The sequence below is a fragment of the Paenibacillus sp. FSL E2-0151 genome (assembly GCF_037993015.1).
Classification (GTDB): Bacteria; Bacillota; Bacilli; order Paenibacillales; family Paenibacillaceae; genus Paenibacillus; species Paenibacillus amylolyticus.
In genome coordinates, this window is the sequence record NZ_CP150308.1 from 5,763,698 (window position 1) to 5,778,692 (window position 14,995).

9 protein-coding genes are annotated in these 14,995 nt (G+C 45.3%); 3 read left to right on the plus strand and 6 right to left on the minus strand.

From position 1 onward, the window contains the following. Window positions 1-47 precede the first annotated feature (47 nt). The 3 genes from MHI55_RS25635 to MHI55_RS25645 form a co-directional block, all read right to left on the minus strand. Complete coding sequence (locus tag MHI55_RS25635; RefSeq protein ID WP_036605779.1) at window positions 48-1,520, minus strand: ABC transporter substrate-binding protein; 1,473 nt, start codon at window positions 1,518-1,520, stop codon at window positions 48-50. Window positions 1,521-1,801: 281 nt separating this feature from the next. After that, complete coding sequence (locus MHI55_RS25640) at window positions 1,802-3,316, minus strand: response regulator transcription factor (protein ID WP_047841280.1); 1,515 nt, start codon at window positions 3,314-3,316, stop codon at window positions 1,802-1,804. 1 nt (window position 3,317) lies between these two features. Then, the gene (locus tag MHI55_RS25645) at window positions 3,318-5,105 is read right to left on the minus strand and encodes a sensor histidine kinase (RefSeq protein ID WP_340390648.1); all 1,788 of its coding nucleotides are present in this window, start codon (window positions 5,103-5,105) and stop codon (window positions 3,318-3,320) included. Window positions 5,106-5,359: 254 nt separating this feature from the next. On the opposite strand from MHI55_RS25645, the gene MHI55_RS25650 reads away from it, so the two are divergent. Further along, window positions 5,360-8,176 carry an endo-beta-N-acetylglucosaminidase gene (locus tag MHI55_RS25650; protein WP_340387486.1) on the plus strand — a complete coding sequence of 939 codons (2,817 nt, stop codon included), beginning with the start codon at window positions 5,360-5,362 and terminating at the stop codon, window positions 8,174-8,176. Window positions 8,177-8,315: 139 nt separating this feature from the next. Here the strand turns inward: MHI55_RS25650 and MHI55_RS25655 are convergent, their stop codons facing one another. Next, on the minus strand, window positions 8,316-9,893 hold the full coding sequence (locus MHI55_RS25655; RefSeq protein WP_340387488.1) for a class I adenylate-forming enzyme family protein: 1,578 nt from the start codon (window positions 9,891-9,893) through the stop codon (window positions 8,316-8,318). A 292-nt stretch (window positions 9,894-10,185) separates the two neighbouring features. Here MHI55_RS25655 and MHI55_RS25660 point away from each other — a divergent pair, with 292 nt between their 5' ends. Together MHI55_RS25660 and MHI55_RS25665 are read left to right on the plus strand one after the other, a co-directional pair. Further along, entirely contained in the window at window positions 10,186-10,671 is a 486-nt protein-coding gene (locus MHI55_RS25660; protein ID WP_340387490.1) for a hypothetical protein, read from the plus strand. A 619-nt stretch (window positions 10,672-11,290) separates the two neighbouring features. Continuing rightward, entirely contained in the window at window positions 11,291-12,937 is a 1,647-nt protein-coding gene (locus MHI55_RS25665; RefSeq protein ID WP_340387492.1) for an RNA polymerase sigma factor, read from the plus strand. Between the two features lie 402 nt (window positions 12,938-13,339). Here MHI55_RS25665 and MHI55_RS25670 read toward each other — a convergent pair whose 3' ends face one another. Both MHI55_RS25670 and MHI55_RS25675 read right to left on the minus strand, forming a co-directional pair. Continuing rightward, the gene (locus MHI55_RS25670) at window positions 13,340-13,879 is read right to left on the minus strand and encodes a nucleoside deaminase (RefSeq protein WP_340387494.1); all 540 of its coding nucleotides are present in this window, start codon (window positions 13,877-13,879) and stop codon (window positions 13,340-13,342) included. Window positions 13,880-14,283: 404 nt separating this feature from the next. Further along, entirely contained in the window at window positions 14,284-14,949 is a 666-nt protein-coding gene (locus tag MHI55_RS25675) for a Type 1 glutamine amidotransferase-like domain-containing protein (protein ID WP_340387496.1), read from the minus strand. Window positions 14,950-14,995 lie beyond the last annotated feature (46 nt).

Below are 14,995 nucleotides of genomic sequence, written 5' to 3' on the forward strand. Positions count from 1 at the left end.
AAAGGACCGGACGCGATAAGCAGCCGCCCGATCCTTACGATGTACTGTTACTTGTTTTCCGCTCTCCAGGCATCCAGCTGGCTTTGGGCTTCAGCCATTACTTTCTCCAGTCCGGCTTGATTGAACTTCTCAATCACTTGATCCAGATTGGCTGCCGGGTCCAGTGTACCTGTCATCAGTGCTGCCCAATATTGCTCTTTCACGTTCTGTACCGCCGTCAGTTCGGACGATACATTGCTTGCATCAAAGTTAAAGCTGAGGATCGGGGAATTGACACCTTCAGCGTTAAACTTCTTGAACTCATCCCATTTGTTATCCGGGTCATTGCTGTTCAGATAGAGCAGCATGTTGTTCCCAAGGGAGTATGAAGGCATATCGTAGTTTTTCGATTCAGGCAGATTTTCCATATGCGTGTCATCCACTTTTTTGTAGTGTGTGCCCTCAATACCGGAGTCCACCATATTACGCAGCACAGGATCTGTATTCAGCAGGTTCAGGAATTCCATCGCTTTCTCCGGATATTCCGAGTTCGCCGAGATGGCCATAATGGAGCCTTGTACAGATGTATTTGTTATAATTGCTTCACTTGCAGGTGTTGAAACGACTTGATAACCGTAACTTGCAGACCATTGATTGTCCGCGAGCGGCTGAGTCTGTGCACGATCCAGGAACCAGTTGCCCGATGTTGTCAGGTCGTTCGTGGAACCTGTTGTTGCCGCTTCTGCCGATACATAACCAGCCTTGTAGTATTTATGCATCGTAGTAAGTGCTTCTTTCATTTCAGGTGTTTCCAGTATGTTTACAAGCTTATAGTCTGTTGTATCCAGCTTGATTGCCATTGGCAGATTCTGAATGACATAGTCATAAGGCACGTAAGGAACATAGTTTTTATCCATGGCAAATGGTGTTACACTCGCCTCGTTTTCCTTAATTGTTTTGAGCAGAGGCTCCAGACTGTCTAACGTACGAACGCCAGAGATGTCCAACTTGTATTTATCAACCAGCATTTGGTTAAAGCGCCATACCTCTTGTTGTGGCAACTCTTTGTTGGCTGGAATTCCGTAATTGTGTCCATCTACCTTGGAACCGCTGAGGAATGCAGGATCAATGGTCTTGGTAAGATCCTGACCGTATTCAGCAAGCAGGTCATCCAGTTCAAGGAATGCACCTTTTCTGGCATTTTGTACATAATCGAATCCACCAGAAGAAGTGAACAGAATGTCCATTGGCTCACCGGATGCTACGTTAACCTGCATTTTCTGCGGGTAGTCACCCCAGTCAACCATCTTCATCGTTACCGTGGCATTAATTTTCTCTTTGGTATACTTGCTCACTTCTTCCATCACTTTGTTGACGTCTTTCTGAGGGGTACCAATGGTATACCAGATCAACTCTACCGCGTCATCTCCAGCTCCCCCGGATTCTGAAGCATCTTTGCTTCCTCCACAGGCACTAAGAACAAGTGTAACGGCCATTAACAATGCAAGAACGAGTGAGAAGCGTTTTCTTTGTTTACTCATTTCTTTGATCCTCCCTTTTCGTGTTCCCTTAGGCTCTACTTACTAACTGCTTTAACCTTATCGAATGAAAGCATTTACAAAAAGAAGATAAACTTAAGTTTTCGAGGTACAAATTAAAGAGAAATCGTCCTTGGGCAACTTTTTTGTACCTATTTAAATAAATCGCTTACATGAAAGAGACATGCCGGGTAACGTATGCCATGATTTTCTACCATGCCATTCCTGTTCCCGATATGTCTCTTGGCTCTCTGTCCGCATGGTTGGATCTACCCGTCACCGAATTAACCAAACACCTTGAAATCAGTCGGTGAAATCCCCACATATTTGCGGAACTGTTTATAGAAATACCCCGTCTCCCAATACCCCACATTTCGGGCGATCTCATGTACCTTCAGATTGGAATTGCGTAGTTGCTCCTTCGCACGTTCAATCCGGTATTTGTTGATATATTCGGCAAACGTCTCCCCTGTCTCCTTATGGAACAATTGTCCCAAATAGACCGGATGCAGATGATAGTGGGCACCCAGCAGCTTCAAGGAGAGCTCTTCTGCGTAGTGTTTGTCGATATGCTGAAGCACCTGGTTCACAATTGGATTTTTCAGATCCTGCAATAGGGATTGGATCGTCTGCGACCCAACCTGCTGAAGCGCCCGCACGAGTTCATCAAAAGTACCACTGTCCAGTACAAGTTGAAGCCCTTGTTGGTATATGGCAGACTCATCCGAGTGTTTGATGCTCTCCAGTTCCATTTTGAAGCGAATCACAACTTCCAATGCGGTATTCTGTAACTCCCCAGGTGTAAGCCCATCGCGATGCTGTTCAAAATCCATGCGAATCCGGTCGGCAAGTTGTTCTGTATTGCGGGACAGAATGAGTTTGGCATACTCCCTCCATTCAATGAAAAAGGTCGCCGTTGAATTTCCGCACCTTTCCAACATGGCATGGTCGATGACTTTAAGGTCGGGATAAATCATCACATACTGGAGTGCTTTTTTGGCCTCCGCATAACTGGTCGGCGCATGGTATAACCCTTTCATCAATCTGCCTGCTCCAATGCGTGCCGCCGGATGGGTTACGGTTATCTCATCAGATAATGCCTGCAATCCATCCATCAACTTCTGTTCCTCGTCACTCGTACCCTGAATATTGGCAATAATGACGATGTCTCCATCGATATCATGAAATACGTTCAGATGGCGTCTGTCTCTCAGCATCTCTTCTACACGTTCAAACATGCCGGGTACTTGCCCTTTGTCACGCAGAATGGCCACAGCAACGTCCGGTGCATCCAGCGAAAGGTTCATGAACTGGGCACGTTCTTCAAATTCAGTAGCTGCAATCTGTCCCGTAAGCCATCGATGAAGAATGTTATCTTTCAGAATCTGGATGCCATACGCATCATCGGCTTGAGGTGATACCGTATGATCCAGCTTGGACGCCGTGTTGCTCAGCGTGGATTCCAGTTCCTCTACATTAATCGGTTTGAGCAGATAGTTTTCGATCCCCAATTGCATGCCTTCCTTCAGATATTCGAACTCATTGAAACCACTGAGGATAATGACCTTAAGCTCAGGTTGCACTCGCCTTGCTTCCCGAATCAGATCGAGACCATTCATGAGTGGCATGGATATATCCGTAATCAGAATGTCCACAGGCTGAGAAGAGAGCGCCTGTAACGCTGCTTGCCCATTACCTGCATGGCTCACAATTTCCATACCAAATGAAGACCAATCCACAATATCGTATAAACCTTCAATGATGAATGGCTCATCGTCCACAATAAACACCTTGTACATATTACACACCTGTCCCTTCTGTATGTGGATAACGCACCCTGATTCGTGTTCCTTCTCCGAGGGTGCTCTCTATGGTGATACCGAACTCTGGCCCATACAGGAAGCGCAATCGACTATGGACACTGCGCAGCCCGAACATCTGACCAGACTCTTCAGGACGTTCCAGTTCTTCAAGGATTTCCGTCAGGCGTGCCGGATCAATGCCTTTGCCATTATCTTTGACTTCCACTTGCACCACATCATCTGTCTCTTCCACAACAATGGATAATCGGTTATCCGAACGTTCTGTCTGAATGCCGTGTACAACATAATTCTCAATGATAGGTTGCAGCGAAAGTTTGACCACAGGGTGTTGATAATATGCAGCATCGATCTGGATCGTATATATGAAAATATCCTTGTAGCGGATTCGGAATAATTCCAGATACAAGCGGCAAGCTTCCATCTCATCCTTCAGCGTATAATTTTTCTTTTGCTGTACCAGGCTCTTGAACAATACGGATAAACTATAGATCATCTCGCCAACATCTCTCGCCCCTTGGGATATCGCCCTCATCCGAATCACTTCAAGCGTATTGTAGAGAAAATGAGGGTTGATGCGCGCCTGTAATGCGACCAGCTCGGTCTCCTTCTGTTTGATCTCGGCTTTGTAGACCCGTTCAATATACAGATTCAGCTCATCCAGCATGTCGTTGAAGCTATGTGAGATCTGCCCCAGTTCATCATCTCGCGGATCGTCGATGCGAGCCGTCAAATTTCCATATTTCACTTTTTGGGTGAAGCGGATAATTCGACGGGTTCGTTTGGCAAAGTTAATAATGAAAAATGCCGGAACCAGCACGGCAAACAAAATACATACGATACTGATCGAGATAATGGTATTGCGAATGCCCGCATAGGTTTCAGCCATCTCTTCTACCGGAACGGTGCCAATGACCACATACCCCTGATCGGCGGAGACAAACTTGTTGACGTACATGTTCTGCTCCTTTTTCATTGAATCCATATCCGTCTGATCAAACAGGGAATCGGCCACATTCACGTAGGGATACTTCTTCCCGTAATAATGATTGTTGGAGTCAAATAACACTGTCCCTTTCGCCGATAACACCACGATGTCTCCCTTGAGATTACTCTCGTAGTTATCCAGCGCATTACCGATTCCTTCTGAGTCAAAGAAGACAAGAAATTGGCCCAGATTCCGAAGAGTCTGTGTATTGTTAATCGGTACGCGGATGGAGTAGAGCGCAGGGTCCCATTGATTAATCTCTTTGCGAATCCAGTAGTTGGGTGCACTGATATTGGGCGTTTCCATCGCCATCACGTCCGGAATATAGGAATGAGCTACATTGGCGTCCAGCTTGCGGAACTGCTTGTGTTGATTAAAGGTAGACAGATCCTGCTGCTCAGCGCTATACAACATGAGTTGGTTAATCTGCGAATTACGATCCATAATGTTCTGAAAATGTTTCAATACATCGGCCGAATAGTCATCCTGATTAGCATAATATCCATTGGTCATGTGCTGAACATATTCAGCGTACGAATGATTCATCAGATAAGTAATGTTAGCGGACAGCGCCTCATTCTGATGCATATCCCTCACCATGTTTTGTACCGATTCATACTGCTGATGAATGTACCGGTCCACATGTTCCATCGCCGCTTTCTGGATCGCCAGTTCCCGGCGAATCGTGGAGTCGGACACCGACAGGAAGATGATATAAGACAATGTAATGATCGTGACAATCGATATCATCGAGAAGATCAGGAGCATTTTCATAAACATATTATTTTTGAAGAAATTATTGTAAACGCTAACAATTTTCAATTCGCATGTTCCCTCCGATGCTGGTTTCCTGACTTGAATTATATCATCAGGCTTCTGACATTAACTTGTCACCTGCAACTTTTCTTTAGTTTATATCTGTGTTTCTTTAATTTCACCCTATTTAAAAACGCTTTCATCCACTATCGTTAACCATAAGTTTAGCTTTGTGTAAAAGAATACCTTACATTCATTCCACTTGAAGGAGGAACAGCATGACACGCAAACTCAAAGCAAAAGGCATCATTCCCAAGGTCACTGCCATGGTCCTGACTACGGCTCTGCTTGGACAAGTTGTTGCATCATCCATTTATGCCGGAGACACGCTCCCCTACACCGGTGAAAGTGCCAAAGGGGTGAATCAGCCCTATCAACACGGATACACCTCAGCCCAGATTCTGAACTGGACACCGGAAAGTGATATTCATGGTGACCTGCTTCGTGCCCATGTTCCCTTGCAGCCCCGTAATGAAGCGTTCGCTGCTACACAGGCTTATCCTGAGCTTAGCCCGGACACCCAGCTATTCACAATGAGTGGTGATTACGGCAATGCATTCTTCGATAGCACACCTTATACCAATGAATTCAGCCAGTACCTCTTCAATTATTGGCAATATACAGACTACTACAGCTATTGGCACGGCATGGCCTCTGCGGGAGTACCTGAGGAGCTATACGATCCGAGTAAAGAGTGGACGGAGAAATACTTCGAGTTTGGCATTTTGAACATTCCGAATCCGGCCTACACCAATGCAGCCCACAAAAATGGCGTTAAGTCCATTGCTAACATCTTTTTCTCGGACAATGACCGCGGGCCACAAACCTATAAACAAATGCTGATCCAGGATGAAAACGGTAATTTCCCTGTGGCCGAGAAACTAGCCGAGATGGCAGAATACTACAACTACGATGGATATTTCTTCAATCAGGAAGAAGTTGCCCGGGGTGTAGCCCCGGAAGATATCGCTTCCTACAAGAAATTCATGAAATATCTAAGAGATAAAGGCCTGTACGTTCAGTGGTATGATTCTACCATCAATACAACAGGTAAAATTCAATACCAGAACCAATTTAATGGGCTTAATAGCCCGTTTGTACAGGATTCCGTTCTCGGCAGAGTCTCGGATTCCATCTTCCTGAACTATGTGTGGAACCACAAGATGCTCCGCGATTCCCGTGATCATGCCCTTAGCTTGGGACTGGATCCACTGGAAACCGTATTTGCTGGTGTCGAAGGTGGACATGACAAATTCGGCCGCTGGAAGCAATCCTATGACCTGCGCCATAACCTGGATGAGAACGGTCAACCGATGAATAGCATTGCGACACTGGGTGCCGACTTCACCCACAACGCCCTGGATGAAGAGATGGGCGATGGCAGCACCAATCATCGTGCGGAAGATGAGTACCAGTGGATGACCTTTGTACGTGATCGTGCCTGGTGGTCTGGTCCAAATCAAGACCCGACAGATGCACGTCGTAATGCGTCTGCCGATCTGTCGGATGTGTATGCTTCCGGTGCAAATTGGGATGGAATTGCCGCTTATCTTACCGAGCGATCCGTCATCAACGGCTCCAATTTTGCAACCAGTTTCAATACGGGGCACGGTCTGAAATATTATGAAGACGGTGCTGTCTCGAACGATAAAGAATGGTCCAATATCAACATTCAGGATATCCCTGTCACTTGGCAATGGTGGATGGATAGCGAAGGCGACAAGCTCAGTGTTGATTTTGACTACGGTCCCTCTTACGAGAAAGGCGCACGGTACAACTATGACTCCATTGGCGCGTTTAATGGCGGCAGCTCTCTCGTGGTGAACGGTACACTGAACGCGGAGAACTTCCTTCGCCTCTACAAAACCGACCTGTCCGTCAACGGACAATCGAAACTGGAGCTGACGTATAACAAACCGTCTACCAGCGATGCTTCTTCCCTACATGTTGGGCTGATCTTCGAAGATGATCCATCCAACGTGGTCAATGTGGAAGTGCCTCAGTCAGGCCAGCAAACGGAAGGCTGGAAGACAACTTCGCTGGATTTGAGCGCCTATCATGGAAAAACCATTGCCGCTATGGGGTTATCTTTTGACCCGAATGGCAAAGCGATTGAGAATTACCAGATGAATATTGGCGAGATCCGCATGTTCGACGGTTCAGCGGCTGTACCGGATGCACCGACAGGATTCCATATTGCCAAGGCACTGACCAACACCGACGAACTGGTTGTTGCATGGGACATGAAGGACTATTCAGAGGTCAAACAATACAATTTATATGAAAATGGCGCCTATGTAGGCGGCGTGTATGATTCCACTTTTTATATCAAATCGCTAAAACAGCCATCTGGTGAACTGTCTATCCGTGCGGTTGGTGCAGATGGTACCGAAAGTGAAGCAACCGTCCTGCCTTACGATCTGAATGCAGCCGTTCAGGATATTGATGTGAAATTCAAAAAGAATGGCGATGCTATTGTAAGCTGGAAAAACCCGAAGAAAGCGAAAGATACGGGCACAGATAAAGATAAGAATACCGGTAAAGACAAGAATAAAAATAAAGACAAAGGTAACGAGTCAATTCAGCTCACACTAGAAACAGAATACACAAAAGAACCCTTCACCAAGTCGATTCAGGTCAAAAAAGGAAAACAATCTGCCGTCCTGACCGGACTTCCGACCAATGGTGAACATTACGTGCTGAACATCGCCATTGGCGGGCAGAATCCGGTTACCCATACCGGACAGCTCGCAGATCTTCAGATTACACCATACGTCAAGGAAAAGGTCACGGTAAAAGATGGAAAGTACACATTGGCCCTCCCGGATCTGGAGGACTGGTACAAGATCTATGTATATGAAAATGGGGTGGCACGCGAGTTCGGAGTCACTTACGTATCGCAAAAATTCCCGTATATCATTCGGGGAAGAACAAAGCTGAGTGAACTGACCTTCACGCCAGCGTCCAGCAACAGCTCTTTGAAGCTGGTCATTGAGGATTATGCGGGTAATCAGGCCACTACGATTTTGAGGTAACACTACGAGGTATTTTCGTGCCCGCCTGCATACCAGTTGAGATAAAAACAGCCCTTCACTTCCAAAAGGAAGTTGAAGGGCTGTTTTTGTTGATCTAACAATAATTATTCTGCCCAACAGCTATTAAACAGCATTCCCGTTAGCATAGTCCTTCGGATGAAATTGAGGATAGATGCTTGCGCAACTGCTTTTTGTCTATTTTATCCACGGCTGTTCTGGGCAAAGTATCCACAATGAACAGTCGAGTCGGCCATTTGTACGGAGCAAGGTGTGGCTCACAAAACGTCCGCACCCGCGTCAGATCCATATTTTCATCGTCCCGTAACACGATGAAAGCGACAAGTTCCTCGCCTTCATCGGGATGAGGATATCCGATTACGGCCGCCTCGCTTACCGACTCATGGCTCACAATAACATGCTCCACTTCGGCACAGAACACATTGGAACCGCCCACAATAACCATATCCTTCAAGCGATCAAACACATAAAGGTAACCTTCGGCATCCAGACAACCGACATCCCCAGTTCGAATCCAGCCATCGGACATGGTCTCGGCAGTAACCTCCAACTGGCGCCAATACCCCAGCATGGTCTGTTGACCTCGAACAACGATTTCTCCAGCCTCGCCCGTAACTGTCTCACTTCCGTCCGTATCTAATATCCGAACTTCAAAGGCCTGCTCACCCTGGGCAGCCAAGTCAGCAGGACGACCTACGGATCGAAGGCGATGAGGATCGCCCATATGCTGAACAGGAAAAAGGCGGCTTATGGACATTCCACATTCCGCTTGTGAGTAGTTGTTCACAATGATAACTTCAGGAAATTGCGATACGACCTCCTGTAGTGTATCCGGGGAAATAATGGACCCTCCGCAGCCAATAAGCGATAGACTCTTCAAGTTTCTACCTCCTACGGATGCCTCGCGGGTAAGATCACGAAGCAGTTGGCCTACTGTGCTGAGTTGTGTAATCTGATCACGTTCAATAGCTTCCATAATGCGGTGTACATCCGCTGGGTATTCATCTAGAAATACAAGACAGCCTCCAGCAGCCATGGTCGCCCACAACTGGAACTGACCCACCAGATGGGATAAGTTGAGCACTAACACACGACGCTTGAGATCATGACCGAAGCCTGCAGAAGGCGTAAGTTGATTCCAAGCAGCCATACCACGATGCGAATGCATGACCCCTTTTGGTCGACCAGTTGTCCCACCCGTATAAATCAGGACTGCCGTATCGTCTACACTTCGTTTGGAATGGTCTTTTGGAGAGAACGCAGGTTCCTGCTGTAAAAGAGCAGCGAGCGAACTGTTATTCGTCCCTTCTTCGTCTATCGTGAACAGTTTTGGACAATACCCAAGAAGCTTTACCGTGGCAATAGCTACTTTAGCATGTTGGTCATCATGAATAACCATATGTGGTTCTGCATCCTGAAATATGGCAGCGAGTTCAGGTACTGTTAGCATAGGAGAAGGAACGAGTGGTATAGCGCCGATCCCAACTGCTGCATAAAACGCAACAACGAGCTGGGGATCTGGATCACCTAAAAGGGCAATACGATCACCGGCCCGGAGTCCTTCAACATACAGGGTATGACTGAATCTTTCAACCAGACCGTAAAGCTCCCCATAACTCATCGTTTGCCCATGTCTCATTAACGCAGGTTCCTCAGGGTACAGACTTGCTGCAATTGGCAATCGTTCGGATAGAAGCAAGCAATTACCCCCAACATTTAAATTTCCATTTCTCCGTTAAGAAAACTATGGAATAAAAAGAGAGTAGCATATAAATGGAATAATAAGTAATCATTATCCCCTATTAAACTCATAAATTCTGCTGATATTACAGTTCTGCCCACAGACGATCCTTGCCGTTAACCTACTCGCTAGCTTAATTAGGCAGATCAAATTGGACTGCTTTTTAAACTGAAATCCAACATTTCTCGTTATCATTACGTTTATTTAGGAAACGAGTACCAAGGAGGGTATTGTCATAAAGTTAAAGAAAATGCATTTTATTCTCAGTGTTGTAGCGTTATTTTTACTATCAGCTTGCGCAGGTGGTGTTACTGGCTCTAGTCAGCAGAATGAACCAGGTGAACCTTATCGTATGGCGTTGGAGGAGTTAATTTCAACAGATACGGCTCTTAATGAAAACATGGAGTATATCTCATTAGATTTTGATAAAGGAATTCCATTAAAGGATTCTGATAAGAAAAGCATTGAGGATTACCTTCACAGCAAATATAACGTAAAAATTTATAACCTAACCTATGAAGAATTGATTGAAGAAGGACAGTCTGAACGGTCTGATAATACGCTAAAAGGGATTTTACTGAAAATTGAAAAGCAGGAGAATGAATCAGATAATAACATTGCCATAGAGGTCAGTAAGTATCGTGCCAATGAGGGGTCGCTCTCTGCAAAAATAACTTTAACCTATGAGGAAGGTAAATGGAAAGTTGCTACTCATACTCCTACAAGGGAAAGTTAAAGGAAATAATTTCTTTTACCAACGAGAGTGCTAGGAAAAGTTTATTATGACAATTATGGAAGTAGCCCTTTTGGGCTTTTTTTTGTCCGTATTTTCTGGAGTACATCCCCCTAAAGGTATACCCATAAGGATCCTTAGCATTTTGCAACGATCCCTATTGTCATCCGTTAGTTGTAAACCGCAGTTGATTACGTTGATTCTTTGAGCATTAAGCTAACGTTTCCCGTTAGTTTAATGAACCTCAATTATGCATTTGAATAATTAATCGAGACCACTCCTGGTTCACTACGGAACGAAGGAGTACCCCAAGTACCCGAAGAAGAACTTCGGCTCGTGCTCCTAGTTTGTATCCTCCCATAGTTGAACGGAAAAGAAGTATCTTTATATACTAAAAGTGAGACCTTTACATCTAAAGTAATCTTCATCTCGTTTAACAAAAAGTTCATAACGTCTCTTTAACCATTTAAATAACCTACTCATGATGTTGATGTTTGTAATTATACATGTATGAGCGATCCGTTAGGACGTCCAAATTTTTTAAAAAATAATCCCAACCTTTATTTCGCCTGGCACACTATATAATTGTCAGGAATTACAGATGCAACTATGGAGGCAAAAGATGGATTCAATTGGTAAAAACGGAAAAGAAGCAGCGGAAGCAATTCGGAGCTATGTCAAACCGATTTTCGGTTTTGCGTTAAACCGGGTCAAGCAGCGGGCCGAGGCGGAGGATCTGGCTCAGGAGATTATGTTGCAGTTGTTAAAATCCTTCTCTGGGGTGCGGGACATTAGAAGCCTTGACGCTTACGTCTGGACGGTTGCCCGATACACTTGGGTGAATTGGTTGAAAAAGCGTGCGCACGCTCCCCAAGCGATCGAAATCAACGGTATGTCCGAACTGTCGGCCGCCCCTTCTCGGGAGCCGCTTGACCGGCTGCTGGTAACCGAAGCTTACCGCGAGCTCCGTCGAGAAGTCGCGTTTCTGTCCGACATCCATCGCCGGATCGTGGTCATGCATTACTACGACGAGCTTAAAATCGGCGATATCGCGATTGCTCTGAACATTCCTGTCAACACGGTGAAGTGGCATTTGAGCGAGGCCAAAAAGAAGTTACGGAAAGGGATGAAACGTATGCGTGCAACAGGAACTTTAAGTGTCAATCCGGTCAGCATGGGGGAAATGGGCCATTCCGGTTCGGCCGGCAGCCTGGGCGAAACCAACGATTTTCTTGGACGCGCCTTGGCGCAAAATATCGTTTACGCGGCTTATCACAAGGCGCGTACCGTACATCAAATCGCGGAGGAGCTAGGAATGCCGCCGTCTTTACTGGAAGGTGAAGTCCGGCACCTGGCCGATTACAATTTTCTCACCCAAACCTCTCCCGGCAAATATCAAAGCAATACCATCGTCTGGGACCTCTTCGAGTTGGCCGTAGCCGGTCATCAATTTTGGCAAGATTGCGCCGCCGAAGTGGCCGATGTTCATTTCGACGCGTTAATGGAAGTTCGCCAGCAAGTCGAGGATAGCGGAGTGTACGTTCCGGACGGCGACTATAACTTCCTGCTCTGGACCTTGCTGCCCAAGAACGTCGAGGAGCAATCTTGGCGGAGCATGCCGGCGGGCGACAACTTCGATGCGGTCGCACCAATGCGAAAGGACGGAGGTCAATATATTGCCTATGCGGCGTTGAACACGAGCAGCAATGCCGATCCGGGTTTTGATTTGAGTAGTTACATCACCTTCGGTCCGTCGCTCCGCTACGTCGAAGACAGCCCCTTATACTTGTGGCAATTCAATACGTACTGGAGCGACCGCCAGGTGGATTGGCGTTCCTTGGAATACCGGAATGTCGAGGTTTGTCATGCGTTCCAACAAGGAGAACTGCCCGACAACGAAGAGAACAGCGAGCAATATTCGTTCCTGCTGGAGAAGGGGTACATCCGCAAGACGGAGGAGGGGTACAAGTTCAATGCGGTTTGGATCGACTCTCCGCAAACGTTGGATCGGTTGAACAAGGCAATGTCGGATTTGTCCGCTCTGTATGCACCTGCTGTCGGCAAGCTCTACGATAAAATGCTCAAGCTGTTCCTGCAAAATCAGCCGAAGCATTTGGAGCCGCAGCTTGCTTACATGGTGAGAGGCAACACCGGCGGAGGCCGGCTTGTCGCTTATATTTTGAAGCATTTGATCGATAACGGGAAGTTGAAACCGCCGTTGCCGCACCAGCAGAAGACGATTTCAACCTGGATGGGGCCGGTCAAGTAAGTCAGTTCGGAAATGTATACGAAGAATAGCCGTTCCCGGATGGTGGCCGTTTTTACACAAAACTCTGTCTGTCCAACGAAGTGATTAGGACATCGCTATTTCACACGGCCCCCTCCTGAACGTATGGAAATGATTAAAAACTACCCATGACGCATATGCGTCATGGGTAGTTTTTAATCGCAATCATATCTGCCAGACTTCTCCTTTACCTTACGATTTTTAACTTTCTTGTCCGCAACCAACCGTGAGAGGCCAGATGCTCCACATACTCAGCAGATCTATTCAGCAAAACTTCCCGTTAGTTGAGTAAAAGCAGCCAATCACAATGATCAGCTGCTTTCTTGTTGTTATTGAGCTAACGTTTCCCGTTAGCTTAATACATCAGGCGCAAAGTTTCATTTATTATTGAACAATTTCATTTACTAATTCATCATTCCAATGATTATCGGTATACCCACGGCTGTTGTTCCATTCTGCTAACATTTTTCTTTGTCTCAATTCTAAATCTCTGTAAGGGGCTGCAACAAACTCGATGTCGTGGAACAGATCATTATAAATAGGTAATTCGCTATTTAATTCCTTGAATTTTTTAAATGCACCTATATCCTTATCATTTGCAGCCCAAACCACTTTTTTAATCAAAGACAATACGATTGTACCTGTGCACATGGGACAAGGCTCACAGGTAGTATATAAGGTAAGTTCGTTCTTAGGAATAAATTTCTTGCTCTCAAGATGAAGTATCACATTTCCGGCTCTTCTTATAGCGTCCACTTCGGCGTGAGCTGTAGAATCACAGCTTGAAAAAACTCTGTTCCTACCTCGGCTTACAACTGAACCATCTGCATCAACAATAATTGCACCGATAGGAAAAGTACCCTCATCTCTAGCCTTTTCTGCTTCTTCAAAAGCTAACAGAAGGTTTTGGTAATGCTTGTCCATCTTATACACATCCCATCTCAGTAATTCCCAATAATAATATATTCCAGAAATATACTGCTACTCCTTCTCCCATAATGCTAATTTTTTCTTGTATGGCTAAACTATCCTGCACGATAGCTTAATAAGGAGCTCATCATCCTAATATAATTTTTCGTGTTCTCTACTTTCTGTAAAGGTATACCAAAAAGGATCGTTAGCATTTTTGCAACGATCCTATTGTCAGTCCGCTAGTTTAAATAAGTAACTGATCACTCTGATACCCTGCCGACTTTAGGTCCTAGGAATATTAAGATTGCATCTATTTACAAACTCATAGAAAGGAGACCTGAGATAATTCGCCTATTAGCCATGATTTTATACATCAAAAGGAATTACTTATGTAAGGTCACAGCCACTCACCCTAATTAGAGCGTCTCAACCAACTTCTGAATCTTTGAGTGGGAAATTAAATATACAGGTCCCATTATTTCTATTTTGCCGTCCTTTACACGTATAGCGCTCTCCTGTTCTGCCGCATAAATATCAATCTCTTCAGACAAGGGGAACAGGTAGCCTTGAACAAACATTGCGTAATCGCGTTGAGAATGAGATTCGTAGGCAAAATGATCAAAGCCAATACCATCATAAATAGTACTTGTTTCAACTTCATCAGTGTTATTCAAGCTTAACCATTTTGCAGCCATGTTTAACGCACCGGCGCTGGCACCCATTATAATGGCATTGCTATTCTTAATAACATCCGATAATTCATATTCCGTCAAAAATTCGTTCTGCAGAACAGGATATCCACCGCATAAAAAAATGACAGAAGCGTTCTGAATGAATCGCTGGGCATCTTCTTTCTGCATACGGTAATCAATGAAATGATATTCATCAAAAATAATATTAGCCTGATTCAACCATGTCCATTCAGAAACATCATCAAAGTTAACTTGCTCATCTTTATAACCAGACGGATTAGCACTAATCATAACAAGCGATTTTCTGTCTTGTATATCCTCCTGCAAACAATGGACCAGCTTCTCAGGAAAAAAATGATTAAACCAACTGAAATAGTAGTGAGTTTTCAAACTTAATTACCTCCATATGTATTATTTACATTCATCCATAGGATTC